Raw genomic sequence first — 24972 nt, 5'->3', positions numbered from 1 at the left:
ACCTGTCAGAAGGGAGATGTTATAATACGAGGTAGAACAACAGGTTGAGGTGGCAATTATGGCAACGGCAATTTCTTTTTTTGCAGGTGCTGGTGGACTCGATACAGGCATTCACCAGGCAGGCTTCGATATTAAACTATCACTTGAAATAGAATCTATCTTTTGCGAGACGCTTCGGGCAAACTATCCGGATATGAATGTGGTCGAAGGCGATATTTCGGACTATTCTCGGGAACGCATCTATCGAGAGGCGGGCTTGGATGAGGGGCAAGACATTGATCTCATGTTCGGCGGCAGTCCTTGTCAATCATTCAGCACGGCGGGCAAAAGGCAGGCATTTGAAGATCCGCGCGGCAATGCGATGTTGAAGTTCGCGCAGCTGGTAGAGGAGACACGCCCCAAGGTATTTCTATTGGAAAATGTGCGCGGACTGCTGTCTGCTTCTTTGAAACATAGACCACTGCGCCAGCGGGGAGAGGAGCATGCCCCACTTGAACCGGAGGAGATGCCCGGCAGTGCACTCGCACATTTGCTCCAGCATTTTCATGAATACAATGTGACCTATGAACTGCTGAAAGCTGCTGATTACGGGGTTCCTCAGTCAAGGGAGCGGGTATTCTTTGTCGGCGTACGCAAGGACTTGAGTACGACGTATGCGTTTCCTGCCAAGACACATGACGCTGAGGGCGGCGAAGGGCTGCCGAGATGGGTGACGCTTGGAGATGTCTTGCGCGACTTGAACGTAGAAGAGCACCATTACCCTCGGTATTCACCGGAAAGATTGTATTACATGCACATGATTCCGCAGGGTGGAGGCAACTGGCGAAGCTTGCCTGAAGAGTTCGTAGAACTGGCTATGGGCGGCGCCTATGAATCAGGCGGAGGCAAGGTAGGCTTCTATCGGCGCCTATGGGTCGATCGACCAGCCCCAACGCTGCTGACCTCGCCCATTCAGAAGAGTACGAATCTCGGACACCCGTATGAGGATCGTCCGATAAGCATTGAGGAATACATTGCCCTGCAAGAATTCCCGAAGGAATATCATGTAGCAGGCACATTATCTCAGCAATATACGCAGATTGGAAATGCAGTTCCCGTCCGTCTTGCAAGAGTGCTGGGCAGTTCGATCATGCAGCTGCTTGAGCGCATTACAGAGATACAAGAAGCGAATCCAATGGAAGCAACAGCAAGCAGGTAACATAGGTTGCTTATAAGGAATACAAAAGGTGCAGAGATCATTGCTGCACTTTTTTTGTGCATCCATATGTGTAGAAAAATAAGTAGAATTACCTTTCGCGGTCAGGACTTTAAGAGGTTTACATGAATCATTCAATTAACCATATAGGCTGAATGACATGCATATGATACAATAGATGGAACCAATAATTAGGAGGTATACTCATTGATCGGACGTAGCGGAAATCCAACACTTAATGAAGAAACGTTTGCTAATCAGGGTAACTATGAGAATCAAGAACGAATGACGATCGGCGGTACCGTCAATAAATCGTTCATGGCGCTGGCGCTGCTTGTTGGAGCGGCAGTCATATCGTGGACCATGTTCGCGAATGGATACAATATGAATCCATATTTAATAGGTGGAGTAATAGGCGGCGCGATTCTAGCACTTATTATCAGCTTTGTTCCGACAACGGCCCCGTTCCTTACGCCGATTTATGCGATAGCCAAGGGACTTTTCTTAGGTGCTATATCTGCAAGGTTCGAAGCATGGCAAGGAGGAATCACCCTTCAGGCAGTATTGCTGACAATGTGCGTATTCATGGGCATGCTGCTGGTGTACAGACTTGGACTAATCAAGGCGACAGACGGATTCCGTAAAGGTGTCATTACGGCGACAGCAGGAGTTGCCCTTGTCTACTTGTTCAGCTTTATTTTGGGATTTTTCGGTATTACCATTCCTTATTTGCACGAGAGCTCGCTTATAGGCATTGGAATATCTGTCGTTATCATCATCATTGCAGCATTGAACTTCATTCTTGACTTTAATTTGATTGAAGAAGGTGCGGAACAGGGCGCTCCAAAGTATATGGAGTGGTATGGTGCATTCGGATTGCTCGTGACGCTTGTATGGCTGTACATTGAGATTATTCGTTTGCTTGCCAAGATCGCTAACCGAGATTAATAGGTCTACTTGTATTTTTAAGCCATTCCTCTCTAGGGATGGCTTATTTCGTTTACTTCTGTAGAGAGAGTAGGCTGACATAAGCTGTTCACTCTTAGGCATATGGGAAGTGCTTTGCTCATTTATAGCTAATATAGGCTCCATTTTCGTTAAATTTATCCCTCGAGTAGAGGAATTCACCCTTGTAGTAGCATCCTGTATCCCTCTACAATGTAAGCAATTAGACCTAGTAGTTATCGAGCCTGCATCACCAGCCACGAGTAGTTCCGGTACTACCGCATATCCATTCTTATATTCACATCCAAATTTACTTTTTCCCGAATAGACATTCATCTTATCCTCATCACCGTATAGGGCATACCCAGTTTCGTAAGCGCTTTAATTAATCGAGTCCTCACTCCTTTCGTAAGCGCTTTAATTATTGCCAGACCACACTTTTACAACTTCTCGGTAGCATTCGCCTACATCATGATCATATTTCATTCCGCTTTTCATTCTGGCAAGGAGGTGATCGCTGCCACAATGACTTTGTAATATCCACCGTAACAATTCAAAAGAGGGTTATACCAACAACAGTCAACAAGATATAGCCTCATTTCGCTAACTCCAAGATACGCAGAAGCTTGAATGGTAGGATAGTGCCATTTTTTTAGGCTTGGACAAATTTGAACATGCGGGAGTGTTATGAGATGAAAAAAAACTTGATGTTGTTAATGATTATCGCCTTGATGGGCATGATGGCTTTGTCTGGTTGCGGCAGTAAAGATGCGGGAAAACCGGCTGAACCAGCGAAGGAGCAGGCAACAACGACAACACCGCAGGAGCCTGCGAAGCAAGAACCTGCTAAAGAGGAGAAGGTTGAAGAATTCTCCATGGTCATTCGTCACATCAACGTCCGTGACACTGCGAAGGCGACGCTGAAGCAACTGGAGGATGTTGTAGCGAAGACAGAACAGGATGTTCCTGGCTTGAAGTTCAAGTTGGACGGGGTAGAGGATACAGTTAACCGCGACGTGAAGCTGAAGGCGGAGATGTCTGCCGGTACACAGCCTCCGATCTTCAACCTGTTCGGTGGCGATGACACGGTGAAGTACTCTAAGGCAGGACGTTTGCTTGATTTGACTGGGATTTTGGATGAACTGGGCTTGAAGGATGCATTCTTCAACTTAAGGGAATTTACAGTGGACGGCAAAATTTATGGACTCCCTGAGGCTGGTTATATCGAAGGCTTCTTCTACAACCAAAAACTGTTCAAGGATGCGGGCGTAGAAGTGCCTAAGACATGGGATGAATTGATCAAAGTGTGTGAAGCCTTGAAAGCAAAAGGTATTACACCAATCGCGTTGGGCTCAGGCGCAGGGGATGGCTGGGCAGCCAACATGCTTGTGAACTCCCTGTTCGTCGGCTTGGGCGGGCCAGAGCTGCAAGAAGGCTTTGCATCCGGAAAGACAAAGTGGACAGATCCAGCAATCATCGAGACATTTAAGCGCATTCAAGATTTCAAAAATAAAGGCTATATTGACCCGAACGTACTTGGTCTCAAGTATCCGCAAGGTCAAGCGAATTTCTATACAGGCAAGGCTGCGATGCTGTTCGATGGCAGCTGGGCAGCGAATGCAATTACAGGAGATACTTCTACAGTGAAGGATGTAGCTGGATTCTTCCGCATGCCTGATGTTGGCGGACCTGGCGACGGCTTGATCAATGGCGGTTGGTCGAACGGATATGGCTTCTCCGCTACGCTGAAGGACAATGAGCTGAAGGCCGTTAAAGCATTCATTAAAAATCTATACACGATCGAGGAACAAAAACGCAGCCTCGTTGAATCCAGTCGTATCCCTGCTATGAAGGGTGTAAGCGGTGTCGAGGGTGGTACGGAATTGGTGAAGGCGCTCGGCGAATCTCAAGGATCGGCAAAGGGTGCATTCCCGGCATTTGATGCGCTCGTACAGAAGAGCGTGAAGGTAACATTGGAGCAAACGGTACAAGAGGTTCTTGGCGGCAAGCTCACGCCTGAGAAGGCAGCTGAGCGTATGCAGCAAGCACAAGAAAAGGGCAATAAGGAAGGGAAATAATCTCGTCGTATTGCATAGTTGGGGGCCGCAGCAGCGCTGTGGTTCCCCTTTCTTATCAGGGTTGATGCGTACATGCTGGTTCGTTAGGCATTACAGCTATTACAGCTATTACAGCTCTGACCAGGAAGAAATAGCAGCTGCTCAGGCAGCTTCATCTATGAACGGACTCCAGCAGGTGTTTTCCTACATTTTGTCCCGGTTATGGCCCCACGCTCACCGGATAATGGGAGATGTGAATCATGAACAAGATACTCCGGAATCGTGTCGCTTTCTTTCTGTTTGTAGTTCCGGCACTGGCACTTTACATTACGTTCTATTTAGTGCCTCTATTCAAGTCGCTTCAATATTCCGTAACGAGTTGGGACGGCATTACGGAGCCAGTCTTTAACGGATTCGATAACTTTGCCAAGGCATTGTCTGATGAGAAGTTTTGGATCGCGTTCAAGAACAATATTTATTTTGTGTCTTTCTCCGTATTCATTCAGGTACCCATTATTGTGTTCGTCTCCATATTGGTCAGTGGTGTAAGGCGGATGCTTGATTTCTACAAGCTGACTGTATTTATGCCAAGTATCCTCTCAACCGCTTCGATTGCGGTTATTTGGCAGTTCATTTATTCTCCCGATGCAGGTCTGCTCAATCAAATCTTGAAAGCAGTCGGCCTCGATACATGGACAAGATTGTGGCTGGGGGATGAGAATACCGCAATGCTATCCGTACTCGTGACCAATGCTTGGCAATGGACAGGATTCTACATTGTCCTTGTGTTGGCGGGCATATTCGCGATTCCGAAGGAAATGTTGGAGGCTGGAGAAATAGATGGTGCGGTCGGCTGGCGCAAGGCATGGCTGCTAACCATTCCGCTCATTCGCCCAGTCATTGTAGTAACGATGCTGCTCTCCATCACGGGTGCCATGAAGGCGCTGGATATTGTACTCATCATGACTAACGGCGGGCCATTCGGCAGCTCTGAAGTTATGGCGACGTACATGTATCAGCAGGCATATGCGCTTGGCGACTTCGGTTATGCGAATGCCATTGCGATCATCATTACGGTATTTACCGCAATTCTCTCGCTCATTTACCATATCATTAACAAGAAGACGTCGAAGGAGGCGGAATACTAATGAGGGCTTATCGATCCAAGCGTATTCTGTCTCATGCCGTGCTTCTCATCTACGTAGTCATCGTTATTTTCCCTATATTGTTCGTTGTGCTCTCTTCCTTTAAGGACAATACAGAGATTTTCAATAATCCTTGGGGATTGCCAGCGAAGTTAAGCTGGGACAATTATGATAATGCCTTGTCGAGTGCACATATAGGCCGGTACTTCGTGAACAGCTTATACATTAGCGTGATCGCGACGACCGCGACCATACTCCTCTCTACAGCGATTGCTTATGCAGTTACACGGATGAGGTTCCCGTCTCTAAGCAAGCTCGTAATGGGGCTCCTGCTACTGTCGATCCTCATTCCACCCGCATCGCTGCTTATACCACTGTATATGATGATTAAGGACTTCGGCATCTACAACACGCCGTTCGCCCTGATGATTCCTTATGCGGCATTCGGCATCCCGTTAACGACGTTCGTCATCGCTGCCTTCCTCAAGTCGATTCCGACAGAGCTTGAAGAAGCAGGGGTTATGGATGGACTGTCCACTTACGGATTGCTGCGCCGTATCATTATCCCATTGACGATGCCAACTCTTGTCACGGTCTTTATTTTGAACTTCATCAGCCACTGGAACGAGTACATTATGGCGAACCTGTTCTTGTCCGATCAGGAGCTGCGTACGCTGCCGGTTGCAGTTGTATCCTTTGCCGACAAATTCAATATGAACTACGGGGCGCTCACTGCGGCCATTACGATCAGCGTCGTGCCTGTCATTGTCATTTATGGTGTTCTGCAAAAGCAAATTATTGAAGGTGTGACAGCAGGAAGCGTTAAGGGGTAATCTAATCGATTTAGCAAATAGCTAGAATTGGGGAATGGGGCTGTCTTCTAGTCATAGAGGACAGCCTTTGTCATGCTGGATAGAGGAAGTGGGTTGCATGCAATTGTGCATGTCCGTTATCTCATATCGGTTTCAGTACCTTGAAAGGGATGCTTTGGGGAAGGAGGATGCCCTCTTCCCATACGCGAGAAGGCCTACCCATGAGAGCAGGCCTTTGTTCGACGGAGGATGATACGAGGGTGAATGGGCGTGATTAAATGATGGATAGAGAACCGCTTCTAATCAAGTTCAATGTGGGGGAACCTTCAGTAAGCACAAGCCTCTCTTCCGCATCACGCGCTTCTTGCTGAGGCTCGACAACGTATCGATAGTTTACGGCATGTTCAAGCAGATACGGCTCTTCTCCATTCACGTAATCGAGATAGCGTGCACGCAAATTCGCAGTCTGTTCCACATAGATGACTTTGTACATCCGATTGTCCAGCTGCTTCGTCAGGAACACGAAGATTCCGATCGCTTCAGGGATAAGCTCCGCTGATTCAGGGGTAAATGGCAGTACTCGCGACCAATCCGCCATCTTCGTCGCCTCCATTTCGTTATAAATTATTCAATATGGCCAATATGGCGTGTAAACAAGACTGTCCGCAGATACCCTCAGGCCTAGATCAGAATTGATAGCACAAATAGCTAAGCAGACCTGCATAATCTCGGTAGATGACCTTAGCCTCGCGTTCTGGTTCTCCGCTTCCTAGTGCGATCAGGATCGGAACGAAATGCTCCGGTGTAGGCACAGCAAGCTTCGCGTAGGGAGCGTCTTCGGCATAGTTGAATAGCGCTTCATAGTCTTTGCGTTCAATGTTGTCGATCAGCCAATCGTCGAATTCCAGCGCCCATGATTCAGTTACGTCGCTATGCAGGCTCAGATTGTGAACGGTCACGCCGCTTCCGATAATGAGCACACCTTCATGCTGCAGCTCCCGAATGGCACGGCCAATCAAGAATTGATCCCTGGCGCTCAGATTCGGATTCACTGACAACTGTACGACAGGAGTGGAAGCGTTCGGATCGAACTGCTTGAGCAAGGACCATGTGCCATGGTCAAGCCCTCGCTCGGCGTCCAGCTCACTCTGGATATCGTGTTGGTTGAATAGATTGTGGATACGGAGAGCCAGCTCTTTATTTCCTTTAGCAGGATATTGTACGGCGAACATCTCATCCATCCACCACGGACCGAAGTCATGAATGGTGTGGTAGGTATCGTCCGTGTACGTTATTCGCGTGCTGGATTCCACTTCCCAATGTGCAGTGAATACGACGAAGGCAGTTGGCTTTACAGGCAGATCATTGGCAAATTGAGCTAAAAATTGAGTATAGTCATTCTCCTGAATGGCGATGAGCGGCGATCCATGTGCAAGAAATAATACAGGCGCCGAAGTCGTTGTAGCGGTGGACATGATTCACACACCTTCCTTTTTTATAGCTCTTAGCGTTAAATCACATAATCAGCAGGTCGGCTGACACGGGAGAGGAACTGCTTCGTCCGCTCGTGCTTCGCAGCTCTGAAGATTTCTTTCGGTGTTCCTTCTTCCACGACCGAACCCTGATCGAAGAAGATCACTTTATCTGCAATTTCCTGAACAAACCCCATCTCATGAGATACGATAATCATCGTCCGTCCTTCCTTGGCAGCTGCCCGAATAACGTTAAGCACTTCGCCGACCATCTCCGGATCAAGTGCAGAGGTTGGCTCATCGAGCAGAATTACCTTCGGTTGAAGGGCGAGTGCCCGGGCAAGGCCCACACGCTGCTGCTGACCGCCTGATAGCTCGCGAGGGTAGTAGTCTTTCCGATCCTGAAGTCCGACTCGATCCAAGTAGCTGCTTGCGATGTCATGGGCTTGCTGTGTCTTCATTCCTTGTACCGTCACGAGACCTTCCATAACATTTTCAAGAGCTGTCTTGTACTTCAGTAAATGGAACTGCTGAAATACCATTGCGGTATTGCGGCGCAAGTACAGAATATCGCGCTTCGTCGCCTTGGACATATTAAGCTCATAGTCGCCCAGTGCGATTGAGCCCGCTTGCGGTGTCTCCAGGAAGTTCAGGCAGCGAAGCAGTGTAGACTTGCCTGAGCCCGAAGGGCCGATGATGGCGACAACCTGACCTTCCTCAACCGTCAGATCCACATGGTGCAGCACGACATGTTTACCGAATGTTTTGTGTAAGCCCTGGATTCGGATCATCAGCTGCCACCCTCCTCTCGTTGACCTTCAGCCGCTTTTCCCAACGCGCAATTAGGCGCTCTATCACAATTGTCACGAGCCAGTAAATGATCGCAAGCGACACATACACTTCGAAGAAGCGGAAATTGCGGGAAGCCATCAGCTTGCCTGCGGCTGTCATCTCCACAACCGAGCATACAAAGGCAAGTGAAGTGCCCTTAATCAGCCCGATTAGAGAATTGCCGAGGGTTGGCAGTGCAACGACGAGCGCTTCGGGCAAAATGATGCGGCGCAGAACCTGCGTTGTTGTCATACCCATAGAATATCCGGCTTCAATGCCACCCTTATCGACAGATTGGATAGCAGCCCGAATACTCTCTGAGTTGTAGGCTCCTTCATTCAAGGCAAAGGTGATGAGCACGAAGATCATCGGCGGAATATGGTTCGTATTGTAGTCCGTCCTGTAATAATAATTGATATACTGCATAGCCATCGGAACCGCATAGAAGGCCAGATAGAGCTGAACGATAATCGGTGTCCCTCTCATGAAGGAGACATAGAATGCCGACAGAGAGCGGAGCACGGGAATTTGCTTAATCTTGATTAGTGCCGTCGCAAGGCCGATCAGCAGGCTAAGAAGCATGGATGCAAAGGCAATTCCTAGCGTGATCGGCAAGTACGCAAGCAGTTCAGGAATTTGACTGAACACGAGTTCTACATCAAATAAATTGGGCATGCACATCACTTCTTTATGGATATTTGGAATGGAGCAGGCTTGATTATCTCGTATAGTCGGCTCCTAAATATTGAATGGACAGTTCCTTCAGCTTGCCATTGTCCAGCAGTGTGCGCAGCGCACCATCGAATGCATCGCGAATGGCAGGGCCGTCGCCTGTTTTGCTGAATATGAAATAGGCTTTCGGGTTTTGAATCTTTTCGATTTCTTCCTTAGGGAGCTCTACTGTATCAAGCGCAATGCCGTATTCCTTCTCAATGTCTCTCAGCATGACTTTTTCAGCAAAGGTGAAATCGGCTGCTCCATTGGAAATGTCTTGATAGGTTTTGATCTGATCTTGTTCGGTGTAAGCAGGCTTAATCTCTTTTTCCGGATGCTCTTTGTTGAATTGTTCGACGAACAGCTGCTCGAATCCACCGCCAGGACTGATTGGGATCGTTTTTCCTGAAAGATCATGAATGGATGCAATGTCTGTACGGCCTTTCTTCACCACTACCACGGTGCGATTGAAGTAGTAGTATTCGTTGCCGAATAGATATTTCTCTTCGCGCTCCGGCTTCTTGGTGATGTTATTGGCGCCAATTTGATATCGTCCAGAGTCGATGCCAGCGAATATGCTTGGGAACTCGGTCTTCTCAAACTGAATGTCATATTGCGGGAGCAGCTTGTCAATTTCCTTCAAGACAGCAATGTCGTAGCCATCGAGGTTGTTGTTCGGATCCACATACACATAAGGCTTCGGCCCGCCGCTCGTGCCGACTAGCAAGGTCTTGACCTTCTGCTCGCCGGTAGATGATGCTTGATCGGCTGCCTTGCTGCATCCTGTGGCGATTACGGTGAGTGCCACTACAGCTGTTACGGTCAGTGCCCAGATTATTCTTTTCTTCTTGTTCATATTCGGTGTTCCTCCCTCGACTTCTATATCCGAGTAATCCTATACGGTTATTTGTTTGCCATCATACGGGATAACAGGGTGTAAATATAGTAAAAATCGGAACAGCGCTAAATTTGTTGATAAGGACAGCTACTTCAGCTATGAGGGATCCAGAGGAAATGAGGGTCGAGGAGGATTGACAGCACACAGAAGATTTGATTTTAATATAATTAATCCGATAGGGTAAATATAATTAATGTGGGGGTGATTATGTCATGAATGCACAGCCTGACAACCTGGGATATTTCCCTCATCAGCCATCCTTTGAACGGAAGCAGATGAACTACTTCGACAATCGGCTGTCGGCTTATCCCAAGCCGATGGGGATTCAGTATTATACGTTTTCCTTGAACGAAGCAAGCTGCCATCCGATGATGATACTGCCTGATGGAAGTATTGATATTATGATTTGCTGTGATCAGGATCGCCCAAGCGCTAACGTATGCGGAACGGTGACTTCAGGCAAGCAAGGCGGGTTCCGCCAAGGGAACTGTGATGTGTTTGCGATTCGCTTCTTCCCCGGCTATGGCAGGCATGTGCTTCGCTATCCCGCCCATGAGTTCACTGATCGCGAAATCCCACTAGCGGATGTGATCCGCAATTCCTCCATATTGCTGGAGCAAATTACGGCAGCGAACAATATGCCGGCAAGAATCGCGATATTCGAATCGTTCTATCGCCAGCTTATCCAAGAAGAGGACGAGACACCGTCCTGGCTGAAGCATGTAACGGAGCAAATCATTAGCAGCAGCGGATCGCGAAGTATGTCTGATTTATCGCAGCATACAGGGTATTCGTCACGATATATTGCGAAGGTATTTCATGAGTATGTAGGGATGTCCCCGAAGCTGTTCAGCCGTATCGTGCGTTTTCAGCATGTATTGGACGCCCTGCTGCGTTTGAATTATGAGGGGGTATTGGAGGAGATGATGGAACTGGGGTATTACGACCAGAATCATTTCATTAAGGAGTTCAAGGAATTCAGTACGTTTACGCCTAAAAAGTACATGGAACAGCTATGAGTTCATCCGCCGCATCAATCACCCGATAGTTCAAGTAGCAATAAGCCAAGACGGAAGATTAGATATTCTGTTCTTCTTGCACGGAAGATGGCATATAAAAAGCCCCTCTAACTCGTTGAAGGAGTAGGAGGGGCATAACATCTATATTACTTTTTCAATAATAAATAGACGAAATATGGTGCACCAATCAGTGCGACGACGATGCCGACCGGAATGCCATCAGGCTCCAACACGTTGCGTCCAATCGTATCCGCCACCAGCAGCATCCAGCCGCCTAGCAGTATCGCTACCGGAAGGAACAGCTGGTGCCTTGGGCCGACCAATGCTCTGGCAATATGCGGCGCCATCAATCCAATGAAGGCGATTCCGCCAGTCACGGAGACGGCTGCGGCAGCTAGTGCAACGGCAGCAATCAGCAATGTCAGTCGTTCCTTCTCGATGGATACGCCTACCCCGATTGCGACAGGCTCATTGAGTGCCAGCAGATTCAGACGATTCGCTTTATATAAGGTATAGGGGATCAATACAACCAGCCAAGGCAGTATCGCCCAGATAAATGGCCAATCTGTACCCCATACATTCCCCGCAAGCCACTTCGAGATGAAATCAACCTTGGCCCTTTCCGAAGAGGAGATAAGCACGATCATCGTTCCTGATAATGCCATGGAGAAACCGACACCAGTCAGCACCAGCCGTACAGGCTGCAGCCCTGATGTCCGTTGATACGAAAATAGATAGATAAGAGCTGCTGTAAGCACAGCCCCGATAAAGGCGACAAGAGGCAGCATATATGCGAATGAGCCCATGTCTATGGGAACGAACAGGAAGAACACCGAAATAGCTACACCGGCGCCAGCATTAATTCCGAGTATGCCGGGATCAGCCAGATCGTTGCGTGTTACGCCTTGCAGGATGGCACCTGATAAAGCCAGGGCCATGCCGGATAGAAGTGTAATCAGGATGCGCGGCATTCGGATAGAATACAGCACGAAGTCCTCCTTGAACGTCCCCTGCCCAAGCAGGGTAGGAAGCAACCGATCATAGGATAATGATGAGTATCCGAGACCCATTCCGACGATGACAGTTAGCAGAATAAGCCCGAGCAGCAATACGAGAATAAGCCGCTGCTTTCTCAACAGAGAGGGTAAGATCATGAGAATGTTTTGCCTCCTTTATGTACAATGAACAGGAAGAAGGGCAGACCCAGCATGGCAACGATGGCTGCTACAGGTGTCTCGTACGGGCTATTGATTGTTCGTCCAAGCGTGTCGGCAAGCAGCATGAAGGTAGCGCCCGTAAAAATGGACATTGGCAATATAAATCGATAGTCCGTGCCGACCATAGCTCGTACAATATGAGGAATCATGAGTCCGATAAAGGCCATATTGCCAACAAGTGCAACAGATGCGCCGGCAAGCAGAACGATGACGATAAATAGGATGGTCTTCACCATGAGTGTTTTCTGACCTAATCCCACAGCGACCTCTTCATTCAAGCTTAGAATGGTCAGCTGCCTGGAGAAGCCAATGGCAATCAAGATGCCAACGAGGACCACGGGAACGATAATTTGAAGCTGACTCCAATTGGTACCGATAAGCCCACCTGCAGTCCATAAGGAAATTTCCCGAGATATTTTAAAATAAAGTCCTGTTCCTTCCGCTACCGCGATGAGGAAAGCAGTGACGGCAGCACCAGCTAGAACGATACGAAGCGGGGAGAAGCCTCCCCTCTTCAATGCACCGATGCCAAATACGATAAATGCACCAACCGCTGCACCAATGAAGCAAGCAATCGTAATCGCATAATAGTTGGCGCCAGGAATCAATGCCAGTGTAATGGCCAGCGCTGCATTGGCACCGGCAGTAAGCCCAAGCAGGCCAGGATCAGCAAGCGGGTTGCGTGTCATGCCCTGCATAATCGCACCTGCTACAGCTAGGGCGGCACCGACAACCATAGCGCCTATCTCGCGTGGAAGACGGATATCTCGTAAAACGGAAATGTTGTCACTTGTAGCATTCGACGTAAGGGCAAGCCACACATCGCGAAGCGAAGTGTCAGCGGCACCAAATACCATAGCGACGACAAACATCCCAGTGCATATAAGGATTCCCACAATTAACTTTCCTACAAATGGAATCATATGTTGATTCGAGTTCACCATGCATAATGTCCCTTTCTCATAATGGTGCTTAGAATACAGGAAAAGGAATTCTTAAAATTAAGAATTCCTTCTCCAGACGTTACTTACTTGCCGCGAAATCTTTACTGAATGTCTCCAATTGGAAGTCCAATGTGAGCGGGTCATTGAAATAGAATTCATTCATATTAACCTCGAACACGCGATTGTTCTTCACGGCAGGGATATTTTTATACGATTCCGTTTCTTGGAATGAATTGTCGCCAGCTTTGTTCTTACTGAGAATGACATAGTCGCCTGCGAATTGCGGAAGAACCTCAGTAGAGAGTGCGAAATAGCCAGGTCCCAACGCTTTTTCTTTGACTTTCTCCGGCATGCTCAGCTTCATCTCTTGGTATAGAATCTCCGTTCCACGTCCCCAGTTGTTGCCGTATACATACAATTGCTTATTGAAGTTCTCGATAACCGAGACAGTTGCAGTTTCACCGATTTTGGCTTTAATGTCCTTGCCGGCCTGCTCTGCGCGCTTCTTGAAGTCGTCGATCCAAGCCTTCGCCTCGGCTTCTTTGTTCAAGAGCTTCCCGATTTCCAGGTGCTGTGTTAAATAATCGACCTTGCCGTAAGTGAAAGTAACGGTAGGGGCAATTTGGTTCAGCTTGTCTGCATTTTTTATTCCTGACAATCCGATGATCAGATCCGGATTCAGTTCAATAATTTTCTCCAGGTTCTCATCAGACACTTCTGCAACATCTTTCAATTTTGACTCAAAGCGAGGGTTCTGCTTCGCCCATGCATCTACTCCGACTACATTTACGTTAAGCGCCATGACATTACCAGCGAAGGATGCCAATACAACAACGCGCTTCGGATCAGCAGGTACTTTCACTGGCCCATTTTCTGACTGATATGTAATCGTATCAGATTTGCTTTCTTTGCTCTCTGCTGCATCTTTCTTCGGCTCGGCAGCAGGGCTTGTGCAGGCGCTAATCGCGAGCACGAATATGAGCATAAAGGGGATGAACCACTTCTTCATGATGCTGTTGCTCCTTTAATTAAGTTATATGTGATACACATCGGCTTGTTCGTTCGAGGATCCCGTCCGATTTCAGCATCGATTTGAAACACCTTTTTCAGCACATCTGAGGTCATAACCTCTTCGCAGTCGCCAGCCTTGACGATCTCGCCGTTCTTCATTGCGATGATGTAGTCGGCGAATCGGGCGGCCTGGTTCAGATCATGGAGAACCATGACAATGGTGCGCTCCTGCTCCTCATTCAGGCGCTGCAGCAGCTCTAATACTTCAAGCTGATGAGCCATGTCCAGATACGTTGTCGGTTCATCGAGGAAGATGATCTCCGTTTCTTGGGCGAGGGCCATTGCAATCCAGACGCGCTGGCGTTGGCCGCCGGAGAGGGCGTCTACAGGGCGATATTTGAAATCAATCGTTCCGGTCACTTCCAATGCCCAGTCGATGACTTCGATATCCTTCTTCGTTAAGCGTCCGAAGCCGCGCTGATAAGGGAATCGGCCATAGGAGACAAGCTCGCCAACCGTTAACCCACTAGCACTTTCCGGGGTTTGAGGCAGAATAGCCATCTTCTTGGCCAGCAGCTTCGTATTTTCTCTGGCAATGTTCTCACCGTCGAGGATGACATTCCCGGATTGGTGGGGAATAATGCGAGTAATTGCTTTGAGCAGTGTAGATTTACCGCAGCCATTGGAGCCAATGATCGTTGTGATCTTTTTATCGGGAATAGGTACACTTAGGTTTTTGACAATTAAGCGTTCACCGTAACCAATGCTTAAATCATCTGTATATAGGCGAGCCATGCTTCAACCTCCATTTATTTATGGAAAAGAACGAGCGTTATCGACATTAATTGATAATGATTATCAAGATCATTTCTTTCCATAATATAAATTCCTGCATATCGGTTGTCAATAGTAATTTTTGTTGTAAAAGGGTGATGAATCGGATATCATTGATAATGATAATCAATACCAACGAGTTTCTGAGGAGTGAAAGGGAAATGGATCAGGAACAATTATTTGATGTGACAGTCATTGGAGGAGGCCCAGCAGGGCTGTACTCTGCTTTTTATAGTGGACTTCGTGAAATGAAAACAAAGCTGATCGAGTATCAGCCACAGCTTGGCGGCAAGGTGCATGTATATCCAGAGAAAATGATCTGGGATGTCGGTGGACTAACACCTCTTACAGGAGCACAGTTAATTAAGCAAATGGTGGCGCAGGGATTGACGTTCGACCCTGAGGTTGTGCTTAATGAGAAGGTCGAATCGATTGCTCGCAACGAGGATGGCATTTTCGTTCTGGAGGCAGCTTCCGGTCAGAAGCATTATTCCAAGACGGTCATCGTGGCAGTGGGCGGCGGAATTTTGAACCCGACGAAGCTTGATATTGAGGGTGCGGAGCGCTTCGAAGTAACGAATTTGAATTATACGGTGAAATCGCTCCGGAAGTTTAAGGATAAGGTCGTGGTTATTTCAGGCGGCGGCAATTCAGCCATTGACTGGGCGAACGAACTGGAGCCGGTTGCGAAGAAAGTGTATTTGACGTACCGGAAGGATAAGGAGTCTCTGTCCGGTCATGAGGCAACGATTACGCAGCTGATGAACAGCTCTATTGAGTGCTTCTTCAATACTTCCATTACGAAGCTGATTGCAGCGGACAACCATGAGACGATTGAGCGAGTAGAACTGACGAATCAAGCGACAGGCGAGAAGGCAGTATTGCCGATTGACGAAGTGATTATTAATCACGGCTATGAGCGGGATTCGAGCCTCATTGGCAACAGTGCATTGAAGATAGAGCAGGTAGAGGACTTCTATGTGGCTGGCAATGCCAGCAGTGAATCTTCGATTCCAGGGCTGTACGCAGCAGGGGATATTTTGCATCATGACGGGAAGCTGCACTTAATAGCAGGCGCCTTCCAGGATGCGGCCAACGCGGTGAACAAGGCGAAGCAATTCATTCAGCCGGATGCAAATAGCTGGGGAATGGTATCTTCCCACAACGATGTGTTCAAGGAACGCAACCGTGAGCTTGTGAAGCAGATGATGAATTCATAATGATAACGAAGGGACGCACCAAGGCTTGTTGCTGCAAGCTAAGGGGCGTCCCTTTTTGTTTGCCTGAATCCATCGAAGTATCACGGGAAAAAGCCGATTGGCCTAGTAGGAGTGCGGAAGATCTATTTTGCTATGGATCTATTTTAAAGAGTGTGTTGATGATGCCGCTATGGGGCCTATTTGATTGGGATTGACGGATAAATGTCATAGGCGTACAATCAGTTAAAATTTCAGGGGGCGATGGCATGTTGGAATCATGGAGCACAGCGGATGACTTGGTAAATAACCCTTATTTTCAACGGGACGAAGTGCCGTTCAATCTGCTGTACCGCATTTGCGAGTTGGACGGGGCAACTTGTCTCAAGTCGAAGGATGGCACCTTGATATTTGCACAGTCTCCTGGACATAATGGGTGGCTTTGGATGTCGAAGGAGATAACGGATTCGGAACGTGATGAGCGCTTGAGAGAGCTTGCGGAAGTGCTTGAATCGCATGAATTGCCTGGCATTACGGGATTGCCGAACACAGTGGAACGATTCGCCAATCTGTATGCGAATGCAAAACAGCTGCACTATGACACCTACATGGGGATGGAATCGTATTGCTGTCCGAAAGTGCTCAAGCCACAGCATGTAGGCGGAACAATGGAAAAGGCCTTGGTAAATCGTACGGGTATTGTGGCTTCGTTTTTGGCAGGATTCTCGGAAAGTGCATATGGAGTAACCGTCACGCCTGAGAGCCAATTGACGGCGGCTGAAGGATTGATTGGTCAAGGGAATCTATATTTCTGGATGGTCGATGGTCGGCCGGCATCGATGGCAAATATTGCGCACCGATCGCCACGCCATGGACGGATTAATGCGGTCTATACGCCGCCTGCATCACGGAAACAGGGCTATGCGAGTGCCCTTGTAGCGGAGGTATGTGAGCTGCTGCATAGAGAGTCCCTGCTGCCGATGTTGTATGCGGACTTGACTAATCCCGACTCCAATAATGTATACCAGCAAATTGGGTTTGTGGACAGCGGCAAAGTGACAGACATTAGATTTAATAGAGGGTAAGCACAACAGGGGCAATCATTAATGAATTTATGATGCACCGAAGAACCGAAGCATTGAAGCTATCAGGCAAGCGTGCCTATAATACATAAGAAGGGAAGCCTTCGGCAGCTCAAGCTGATCCGAAGGCTTCTTATTTTTGCATGCAGCTAGTTGATTAGTCGAGCGCTTGTACCAAGCTTGCACCGAATTGTGCGGCGCCATCCGGGCCGTCGGCGGTAATAATGTCATCATGGGCGACCACATGCTGTGCGATATACCTGACATGATTCGCTTTCAATTGGTCAATTTGGATATCAAGCGGGTAGCATGTAGCTTCTCTGTCTATAAGCAGTCCAGTACGGGCAACCGTAACAGCGCCTGCGCAAATGCCGGATACAAGCACGCGATCTTGATGCGCCTGTTTCAAGTATTGCTGCAGCTCTTCATTTTCCCATAGATAATCGTTCGTGCCAGAGCCGCCGATTACGGCTACGACGTCATAGTCAGCAGCGGACACATCGGAGAAGATGACTTCTGCCGTGGCTTTCCCTTGGAAGTCGCCTGTGATCTCACCGGTAGTGGTGCTGGCGATCGTGATGTTCACTCCTGCCTGCTCCAAGGCAGCTTTTGGCTGGAACAGCTCATCTTCATTAAATCGTTCAGGTGGTATAATAAATAAAGCTTTTTTATTCATAAAATATGGCCTCCTATTCGTGGTACACAGTTAAGTTGGTGTCAGATCCGTGCTGCAGCACGTGCTGAACCACTTCTGAATATGAAGTGGACTTGATGTTGCGATCATCGCTGTAAGATGTGTCTTATTGTACTGACGCTCTTCCATCCTGTGAAGAATGCACTTTTTTGTGCGGAGGTTACCTATAGGTTACTTATTGAAGAAATAAGGAGTTAAGAATCGATGTCAGATACATTGCGAGAAGAAATAAAAAAGAAAATCGTGAACGGTGATTTTAACTGTGAGAAGGAATTGACGCTGTCCATTATCAGTGGAAAGTGGAAGGTCGTCATTCTCTGGCACTTGGGCGTCGAAGGCCCTCATCGCTTCAGTGATCTCCAGCGTTTGTTCCCAAAAGTATCCCATAAAATATTGACCAACCAGCTGCGCGAACTGATGGAGGATGGAATTGTGCATCGGGAGGTGTATCCCGAGGTGCCACCCAAGGTTGAGTATTCGATGACGGAGCTTGGCATGACGCTGCTGCCTCTTGTGGAAATGATGTATGAGTGGGGAAAAATGCGGATGGATCAAATCAAGCAGGGGCTGGGTATTGCCCATGAGGGCTGTTCGCATGAACAATGCAAGGAGCGGCTCGATTGATTCGGATAGAGGTGTTTGGCTTGGCCATCGGGGGCTAAAAACAATCCAATCATCAACGCAAAAATGACACTATCTTAGTGTCATTTTTACCTTTATGCATTTTTTCGAGCCGAGGGGTATCCGCGTTCTATAAGTACTGTTGCCAGAACTCCATCATCTTCGTCCAGGCGTCGCGTTCGGCGTGCGCTACATCCCGGTGCCCAACTTGCGGGGACAAGCTGACCGGCGGCAGGTTCGGGATGTGAAAGGAATGCCCGCCATTCGGATAACGAAGGTGGAGCGTCTCATAAGGATACGATTCGCGTTGTAAGATTTGCATGGCCTCCGCGGACATTTCTGACGTTGTTCCTAACTCGTCTTTATCGCCGGAGATAAGCAGCAGATGGCATTTCATTCGTTCAACGGGGATTTGCGATTTTTGCTTTGCTTCCGTGTTCTCAAATGCCCGATTATGAATATCTCTCAGCTTGGATTTATCGAAATTCATGGCAGTCTCGTAATCATCTGGATACGGGAGGAAATCGAGTGGCTTGCCTTTATACGACCAAGATGAGCTCTTCTCAGAAGAGCCGATACGAATTCCTTGCAGCACATACAGCGATGGTGCGAATGCAACTACCGCCTTCAGTTCCTCTGAGAACGTGGCGCCAAGCAACAGCACCAGTTCTCCTCCCTTGGAGATGCCGGCTGCGCCGATGCGATTCTCATCGATTTCCTTCCGATCCTTAAGCCATCGAATGCACTCCGCAAATGTCTCCAACGGAATGTTAGTCAATTCTCTTGATAGACCATAATGTCCGTAGAAATCGAAGTAAGCGACGGCTATCGCTGCAATCCCTCTTGCTGCAAGCAATGCCGCAACCTGTTCCGACCAGAAGAAGCCGCCTCCCGATCCGCCGACGACAATGACGGCAGGCAGATTCGAACACTGCCCAGGGAAGAAGTACTTCCCGACGAAGCCTTCGTTGATTTCTTCTACTTGAACCTGATCGGATACGTACTTGGTGGTGAATGTGGTTTGGTCAAGCAAATGACTGTCGTCGTACAGCGATATGGTGATCGTTTGCGGCAAAATGTTCGTTTTCATGAAATATGGGATGGAAATAGGATTATCATAAGAAAGCTCACCTGTATCCATCTGCAGTTGCATCGACCAGAGCACGCCGCCAGCATCTACGCCTTGGTATGTTCCCGATGCCGGAGCTTGCTTTGACGTATCAATCGCTCCATGGATGTCGGCTGTAAATACAGCTTCAGAAAGCCAATTCCGCTCCATATCGTCGGGCATTGAAGCGGCTACCTTATACCGACTTCCGGCCTGCAGTCCGCTAACACGAATGGTTATAAGTTCATCCGCCAGCTCTGTTGCTCTTACCATTTCAATGGTTGGCTTCACATCGATCCCTCCAGATATGAAAAATTGAAAATATCACGTTGCAACCGTTCCTGTCATTTTCTTTACCATTAGAACTTACTTGGAGTCTTCCTTATGGTAGAGAATCGGAGGCGGCATCTATGGACATTCGCTCTACGCTTTCTCGCAATTTTCGGAGGAACCTCAGCTGTACTTCGTAATGTTCATACATATTTTCGAACGTTAGTAAGATGTATTCAGGAATCGAAACAGCCTTCTCCTTCTCGACTTGGCCGGCCTTCATATCGGATAACTCCTGCTTCAGCAGCTGAATCTGCGCGTCAATGGCTGCAGTCGTTTCCTCCTTAGGCAATAAGTGCAGGAAGGAAACCGCTGTATACAGCGTGGTTGGTAGTTGAACGGAAGATAGCGCGAATGACTCCTTTAGCAAGCGGAGAAATTCAGCTCTGCCTTCGGGGGTAATGCCATACGTAGCTTTTGTGCGATTCCCTGTCTGTTCTACGTTTTCCACACGAACGAGCGATTCGCTCTCCATTTTTTTTAGTGCATGATAAATGGAGCCTGGGAGGATTCCCGCCCACTTGTCAGTCCTCGATTGCTGTAAATACGATTGAATTTCATAGCCAGACATCGATCTCATCGTCAATAATCCGAGTACCATTAAGCGGGTCATGTCATGATCTCCTTTATCAATAGTCAATGTTGAGTATTCATCATTGATCATAAAGTAGCACAAGACTCCAATGATTGTAAAGGGGGTTATGGACATAAATTCGGGAAATTCTTTATGGAGCTCTTATGCTGGAAGGAGCAATGATCGTGTGATCTAGATCATGTTGATTTTTCTACATGGTTTCTTTACAATAGGTGGAAATCAAGATGAGAGGGAGTGGGAGTATGAATTGGAAGCCGAAGACGAACCGTTCATTCGATATTTCATTTTCATATTTCCATTCCATAAGAACACTAAGGCATTCAATGCTTTAGTGTTTTTTTATTTTGCCAATTTCTACGGAGGTGTGGGGATGACGAGATACAAACGAGTCATGATTAAACTTAGCGGTGGTGCTGTTGCAGGAAGCAGTGAATTTGGCTTTGCTCCTGACAGACTAGAGCATATTGCTAGTGAAGTGATGTCCGTCGTGGAGCTGGGTATCGAGGTGTCGATCGTCATTGGGGGAGGAAATATATTTCGTGGAAATATGGCAGAGAGTTGGGGTATTGAGCGCGCAGAGGCCGATAACATCGGGACGCTGGCGACCGTCATCAACAGTCTCATGCTGCGGGGTGTTCTGAAGGCGAAGACCGATAAGGAGGTTCGCGTCATGACCGCCGTTCCAGTTACTTCTGTTGCAGAGCCGTATATTCGCTTGCGAGCGATTCACCATTTGGAGAAGGGGTATATCGTCATATTTGCCGGGGGTAACGGGCAGCCGTATGTCACCACCGATTATCCCTCCGTGCAGCGGGCAATTGAGGTGAATTGCGACGCTCTGCTCGTGGCGAAGCAAGGCGTTGACGGTGTGCTTGAGGCGGATCCGAGAACGAACAAGGATGCGAGAAAATTCGCCTCTCTCCATTACAACGACGTGATCCAGCATAATTTGAGGGTGATGGATCAATCCGCATTTATTTTGGCGAGGGACTTCCGTCTGCCTATCCATGTGTTCAACTTCGATCGGCCGGGGACGATGCGTGACATATGTGAAGGGCAAAACAATGGCACATTAATTAGCGAAGAATCAATTCTACAGTTTGATTAATACGAAAAAAGTATCCACAAGCGTGGATCCTTTTCAGTTCAGTATTGAAAATAGAGAAATTCATTGTAAAGAGCCTCGTTATAACTGGATTCTCGTCTGTTATAGCTGCTTTAAGTCATCCTATGGGATGGCTTTTTTTATTCATTCAAAGCCAAAATTTCTCTTCCGTGCTCTAATGATATGAGAGGGAAGGGAGATAACGATGCCACATGGATATACATAAGCTCGTGAAGAAAGCGCAGAAGGGAAGCGACAAGGCGTTCCTGGAGCTGTTCCAGCAGCACGAGGAAGCCATCTATCGAATGGCTTACATGTACATGAAGAACAAGGAAGATGCGCTCGACATCGTACAAGAAACTGCGTATCAAGCTTTTAAATCGATCGGCAGTTTGCGGGAACCGCAGTATTTTAAGACTTGGATTCTCAAAATCGCGATTAATCGCTCTCTTTATATATTGAAGCAGCGCAATAAAATCATTCCGTTTTCGCCCGAGTATGCCGAGCAGCAAATAGAAAGCTCCTGCGAGGAGGATATTCCCTTAGCCGTAACTTTGCAGGAATTGCTCGACGAATTGGATGGCCAAGAGAAGAGCGTCATCCTGCTCAAGTTTTATCAGGGGTATACGTTCCAGGACATTTCGGACATGCTGGAGCTTCCCTTGGGGTCCGCGAAAACGATACTATACCGGGGATTGAGCAAGCTGCGGAAGAGTTTGAAGAGAGGTGAAATCTCATGAGCCAGCGCAATCGAATTATAGAGGAAATAGAGAAAATTGATATACCAGAGGAGCTGCGCGAGCGAAGCATCATGGGCGTGCGGCAAGCGAAGCGAGAGCTTCGGCAAACGGGCGGCGTCATGAAGGTTGCGAAGGTGGCGGGAATCACCGCTGCAGGACTTGTTCTGGCCGTCGCGCTGGGTGCAGCTGCTTCTCCTACATTCGCTGAAGTCGTGAAATCATGGTTTTCGTTGAACAAAACGGATGAAGGCTTGAAGAAGGCGGCGGACGAGGGATTTGCAGAGCCGATCAACAAGCAAGTAACCGATCAGGGGATTACGTTGAAGGTGAAAGAAGTGATTCACGATGTATTGCGCATTTCGATCCTGTACGGCATCGAACAGGACGGGAAGTCCATGGATTCGGATCGATTGTTCGATACGTTCATCCCGAACGGATCCGAAGATGACCCGTACGTGAACCGATACGAGATCGTCGATGGCAACGGGAACGTGCTTCCGCTTCGGTTACAGCAGACCCATGCAGGGAACGATCGAATTCTAATCCTGTCGCTAGACGATCTTGTGCCCGGCCAAGAGATTTCAGATATGTCAGATCTGCCAAACCAGATTACGGTGCGCTTCGATATCAATCAGATCGGCAAGACGCAGGGGAAATGGCACTTGGACGTACCTATTGATCTGATGAAGGCGAAGGCTTCTACAACTATCGTGCCTCTTAACAAGCGATATGAATCACAGATGGGGTTCAGCGTAGATGTTAACCAGCTTCGTCATGGGCCAAGTAAATCAGAGCTATTGCTGCAAGTCAATGAGACACAGGCATGGAGAAGCGCTCAGAAAACAGATCCAATGTTCCGGTATGAAATTAAAGATGGGAAGGGAAATATAGTGGCTGCATATGATGGTCTGGTGCGCAGAGAATTAGCCATCGAAAATAAGAATGCTCTTCAACAGTCCTTGCATGGTCAAGGAACGTTGGGGCATGTGAGGTACCGCCATGCGTTCGTGCCTTTTGAGGAGGAAAAGGATTTGACCTTGGAAATGACAGCAATCTATACACAGGAACGATTCTCTAAAGGGGATTCTATAGCACTCGATCCAGCGGCGTTGATGAAGGAGCCGTTAAAGAAGGAGGTGAAGGGGAAGAGCATTGTTTTCAAGGCACGAATGAAGACAGAAGAAGTCCCTGAGCAGTTGAAGGACGGCTACAAAGCCTTTCAAGGCAAGGGGTGGATACTGGAGGCTGATCAGCAGCTTGGTTCTGACACGCTAGATCTGGAATGGCGCATGATGGACAAGCAGGGGAAGGAAATTAGAGCGGAGTCGGCGACAGAACTGGAGCAGGATTCGCAAGGAAAGTATCGCAATCGTACGCTGTTCTTTTTCGAAGGTCAGTCCGAGATCCCCGGCAGCCTGAACGTATCCCTGGAAAGTTGGACGAAGAAGACGCCAATCAGTTGGAGCATTCCGCTCGTGCCGTCGGCTGAACCGCTCCCTCCAGGTTACGATGAACCAATATATGAGAAGACAGTGGCGGAATTAAAGCCCGAAATTGTAAGTAAGGCGGAACAGGCTATGCATGATCTCGCTCCAAACAAGCCAGCCGAACTGTATGGAGTCGCAGATTACAGCGATCGGTGGTTCCTATATGCCAAGGATAACGGCGAGAGTTTTGTCATTGTGCTCAAAGAAGCCGCAGAACCCATTACTGTACAACGCGCCGTTCCATACCATGAATTGAATGACAAGCTGCGTCAGACGGTGGAAGATACCTTGCGGCAGATGAAGCCCGAACAACCGGTCGCATTCTCGGATGCTGTCCGTGTGAAATCTAAGGAACTTAATAGCTGGTTATTCCATAATGACCAAGCTTCAATTACGATTGATGCGGTAACGGGCCAGGTGGAAATGGCAGAACTGCGGTATGAACATGGAAGCTTCAATGAAAAGGCCAAAGCTGCAGCAGAGAAGGCGTATCCACTTTTTGCGGAAGGTAAGGCATTGCGATCCACAACCATGACGCAGAGAATGACTCCAACGGAACATGTATGGGAGATTGGGCGTGATAGGAATCTCTTTGCCAGAGTGGGGGTACGGACGAACCGAGTCTGGTCGGTTCAGCAAAGCTATAAAGATGATTATCCTGGCGATGAGCAAGCTGCACGGAAGAAATACGCAACTTTGCTTTATACGCCAGAACAGGCTATTAGTAAGGTCGATTCGACCGTTAAGCAAGTATTCGGCATCGATATGGAAGGCTACGATGTGAGCGTCAAGCTCAATGAATATACATTCACAAAAAAAGGTACGATGACGATGAAAGGAACCGTCAATGCAAAGGGTGAGTTCTGGAAGTTGGAGCTGATTCCGATTGAGGGAATACAAGATTAAACGGACTTATACGA

The 24972-nt window shown here is 48.0% G+C and carries 24 protein-coding genes; 12 read left to right on the top strand and 12 right to left on the bottom strand.

The annotated features are described in order from the left end of the window. Nucleotides 1-58: 58 nt before the first annotated feature. The 5 genes from ABN764_RS08315 (at nt 59) to ABN764_RS08295 (ending at nt 6175) form a co-directional block, all read left to right on the top strand. Entirely contained in the window at nt 59-1198 is a 1140-nt protein-coding gene (locus ABN764_RS08315) for a DNA cytosine methyltransferase (protein ID WP_446671552.1), read from the top strand. A 204-nt stretch (nt 1199-1402) separates the two neighbouring features. Further along, nucleotides 1403-2143, top strand: a complete 741-nt coding sequence (locus ABN764_RS08310; RefSeq protein ID WP_028533287.1) for a Bax inhibitor-1/YccA family protein — start codon at nt 1403-1405, stop codon at nt 2141-2143. A 689-nt stretch (nt 2144-2832) separates the two neighbouring features. Then, nucleotides 2833-4218 carry an extracellular solute-binding protein gene (locus ABN764_RS08305; protein ID WP_446671551.1) on the top strand — a complete coding sequence of 462 codons (1386 nt, stop codon included), beginning with the start codon at nt 2833-2835 and terminating at the stop codon, nt 4216-4218. 239 nt (nt 4219-4457) lie between these two features. Next, complete coding sequence (locus ABN764_RS08300; RefSeq protein WP_021257421.1) at nt 4458-5345, top strand: carbohydrate ABC transporter permease; 888 nt, start codon at nt 4458-4460, stop codon at nt 5343-5345. After that, nucleotides 5345-6175 (top strand): carbohydrate ABC transporter permease, encoded by an 831-nt coding sequence (locus ABN764_RS08295; RefSeq protein ID WP_028533289.1) that lies wholly within the window; start codon nt 5345-5347, stop codon nt 6173-6175. Before ABN764_RS08300 ends, ABN764_RS08295 begins: the two co-directional genes overlap by 1 nt. A 253-nt stretch (nt 6176-6428) precedes the next feature. Here ABN764_RS08295 and ABN764_RS08290 read toward each other — a convergent pair whose 3' ends face one another. The 5 genes from ABN764_RS08290 to ABN764_RS08270 form a co-directional block, all read right to left on the bottom strand. Next, complete coding sequence (locus ABN764_RS08290) at nt 6429-6752, bottom strand: hypothetical protein (protein WP_315746559.1); 324 nt, start codon at nt 6750-6752, stop codon at nt 6429-6431. A gap of 88 nt (nt 6753-6840) precedes the next feature. Beyond that, entirely contained in the window at nt 6841-7629 is a 789-nt protein-coding gene (locus tag ABN764_RS08285; RefSeq protein WP_446671550.1) for a DODA-type extradiol aromatic ring-opening family dioxygenase, read from the bottom strand. A 35-nt stretch (nt 7630-7664) separates the two neighbouring features. Continuing rightward, complete coding sequence (locus ABN764_RS08280; protein WP_174811320.1) at nt 7665-8417, bottom strand: amino acid ABC transporter ATP-binding protein; 753 nt, start codon at nt 8415-8417, stop codon at nt 7665-7667. Beyond that, nucleotides 8380-9132, bottom strand: a complete 753-nt coding sequence (locus tag ABN764_RS08275; RefSeq protein ID WP_446671549.1) for an amino acid ABC transporter permease — start codon at nt 9130-9132, stop codon at nt 8380-8382. Before ABN764_RS08275 ends, ABN764_RS08280 begins: the two co-directional genes overlap by 38 nt. A gap of 43 nt (nt 9133-9175) precedes the next feature. Then, nucleotides 9176-10027, bottom strand: coding sequence for a transporter substrate-binding domain-containing protein (locus ABN764_RS08270; protein ID WP_446671548.1), 852 nt, complete (start codon nt 10025-10027; stop codon nt 9176-9178). Nucleotides 10028-10281: 254 nt separating this feature from the next. Here ABN764_RS08270 and ABN764_RS08265 point away from each other — a divergent pair, with 254 nt between their 5' ends. Continuing rightward, complete coding sequence (locus tag ABN764_RS08265) at nt 10282-11088, top strand: AraC family transcriptional regulator (protein ID WP_446671547.1); 807 nt, start codon at nt 10282-10284, stop codon at nt 11086-11088. 146 nt (nt 11089-11234) lie between these two features. On the opposite strand, the gene ABN764_RS08260 is transcribed toward ABN764_RS08265, so the two are convergent. The 4 genes from ABN764_RS08260 to ABN764_RS08245 all read right to left on the bottom strand — a co-directional run bounded on the left by ABN764_RS08260 (nt 11235) and on the right by ABN764_RS08245 (nt 15055). After that, nucleotides 11235-12242, bottom strand: coding sequence for a FecCD family ABC transporter permease (locus tag ABN764_RS08260; RefSeq protein WP_446671546.1), 1008 nt, complete (start codon nt 12240-12242; stop codon nt 11235-11237). Continuing rightward, nucleotides 12239-13249, bottom strand: a complete 1011-nt coding sequence (locus tag ABN764_RS08255) for a FecCD family ABC transporter permease (protein WP_446671545.1) — start codon at nt 13247-13249, stop codon at nt 12239-12241. The genes ABN764_RS08260 and ABN764_RS08255 overlap by 4 nt, the downstream gene beginning before the upstream one ends. 79 nt (nt 13250-13328) lie before the next feature. Beyond that, nucleotides 13329-14258, bottom strand: coding sequence for an iron-hydroxamate ABC transporter substrate-binding protein (locus tag ABN764_RS08250; protein ID WP_446671544.1), 930 nt, complete (start codon nt 14256-14258; stop codon nt 13329-13331). Then, entirely contained in the window at nt 14255-15055 is an 801-nt protein-coding gene (locus ABN764_RS08245) for an ABC transporter ATP-binding protein (protein WP_072729227.1), read from the bottom strand. Before ABN764_RS08245 ends, ABN764_RS08250 begins: the two co-directional genes overlap by 4 nt. A 200-nt stretch (nt 15056-15255) precedes the next feature. Here ABN764_RS08245 and ABN764_RS08240 point away from each other — a divergent pair, with 200 nt between their 5' ends. Continuing rightward, entirely contained in the window at nt 15256-16314 is a 1059-nt protein-coding gene (locus ABN764_RS08240) for an NAD(P)/FAD-dependent oxidoreductase (protein WP_446671543.1), read from the top strand. Nucleotides 16315-16559: 245 nt separating this feature from the next. After that, on the top strand, nt 16560-17375 hold the full coding sequence (locus ABN764_RS08235; RefSeq protein WP_446671542.1) for a GNAT family N-acetyltransferase: 816 nt from the start codon (nt 16560-16562) through the stop codon (nt 17373-17375). 154 nt (nt 17376-17529) lie between these two features. Here the strand turns inward: ABN764_RS08235 and ABN764_RS08230 are convergent, their stop codons facing one another. After that, nucleotides 17530-18048 carry a DJ-1/PfpI family protein gene (locus ABN764_RS08230; RefSeq protein WP_446671541.1) on the bottom strand — a complete coding sequence of 173 codons (519 nt, stop codon included), beginning with the start codon at nt 18046-18048 and terminating at the stop codon, nt 17530-17532. Nucleotides 18049-18270: 222 nt separating this feature from the next. On the opposite strand from ABN764_RS08230, the gene ABN764_RS08225 reads away from it, so the two are divergent. Next, nucleotides 18271-18690, top strand: a complete 420-nt coding sequence (locus ABN764_RS08225) for a winged helix-turn-helix transcriptional regulator (RefSeq protein WP_446671540.1) — start codon at nt 18271-18273, stop codon at nt 18688-18690. 127 nt (nt 18691-18817) lie between these two features. On the opposite strand, the gene ABN764_RS08220 is transcribed toward ABN764_RS08225, so the two are convergent. Together ABN764_RS08220 and ABN764_RS08215 are read right to left on the bottom strand one after the other, a co-directional pair. Next, entirely contained in the window at nt 18818-20086 is a 1269-nt protein-coding gene (locus tag ABN764_RS08220; RefSeq protein WP_446671539.1) for an acyl-CoA thioesterase/bile acid-CoA:amino acid N-acyltransferase family protein, read from the bottom strand. A 91-nt stretch (nt 20087-20177) separates the two neighbouring features. Beyond that, complete coding sequence (locus ABN764_RS08215) at nt 20178-20738, bottom strand: PadR family transcriptional regulator (protein WP_446671538.1); 561 nt, start codon at nt 20736-20738, stop codon at nt 20178-20180. A gap of 352 nt (nt 20739-21090) precedes the next feature. On the opposite strand from ABN764_RS08215, the gene pyrH reads away from it, so the two are divergent. From pyrH to ABN764_RS08200, 3 genes are all read left to right on the top strand, one after another. Then, the gene (gene pyrH / locus ABN764_RS08210) at nt 21091-21828 is read left to right on the top strand and encodes a UMP kinase (protein ID WP_138188613.1); all 738 of its coding nucleotides are present in this window, start codon (nt 21091-21093) and stop codon (nt 21826-21828) included. Nucleotides 21829-22037: 209 nt separating this feature from the next. Then, nucleotides 22038-22565 (top strand): sigma-70 family RNA polymerase sigma factor, encoded by a 528-nt coding sequence (locus ABN764_RS08205; RefSeq protein WP_446671537.1) that lies wholly within the window; start codon nt 22038-22040, stop codon nt 22563-22565. Further along, nucleotides 22562-24958, top strand: a complete 2397-nt coding sequence (locus tag ABN764_RS08200) for a DUF4179 domain-containing protein (protein WP_446671536.1) — start codon at nt 22562-22564, stop codon at nt 24956-24958. The genes ABN764_RS08205 and ABN764_RS08200 overlap by 4 nt, the downstream gene beginning before the upstream one ends. The last annotated feature ends 14 nt before the right edge of the window (nt 24959-24972 follow it).

This window comes from Paenibacillus wuxiensis (assembly GCF_040195695.1).
Classification (GTDB): domain Bacteria; phylum Bacillota; class Bacilli; order Paenibacillales; family Paenibacillaceae; genus Paenibacillus_B; species Paenibacillus_B suaedae.
Note: the sequence above shows the minus strand (reverse complement) of the source record. Positions and strands in the feature narration are given on the sequence as shown.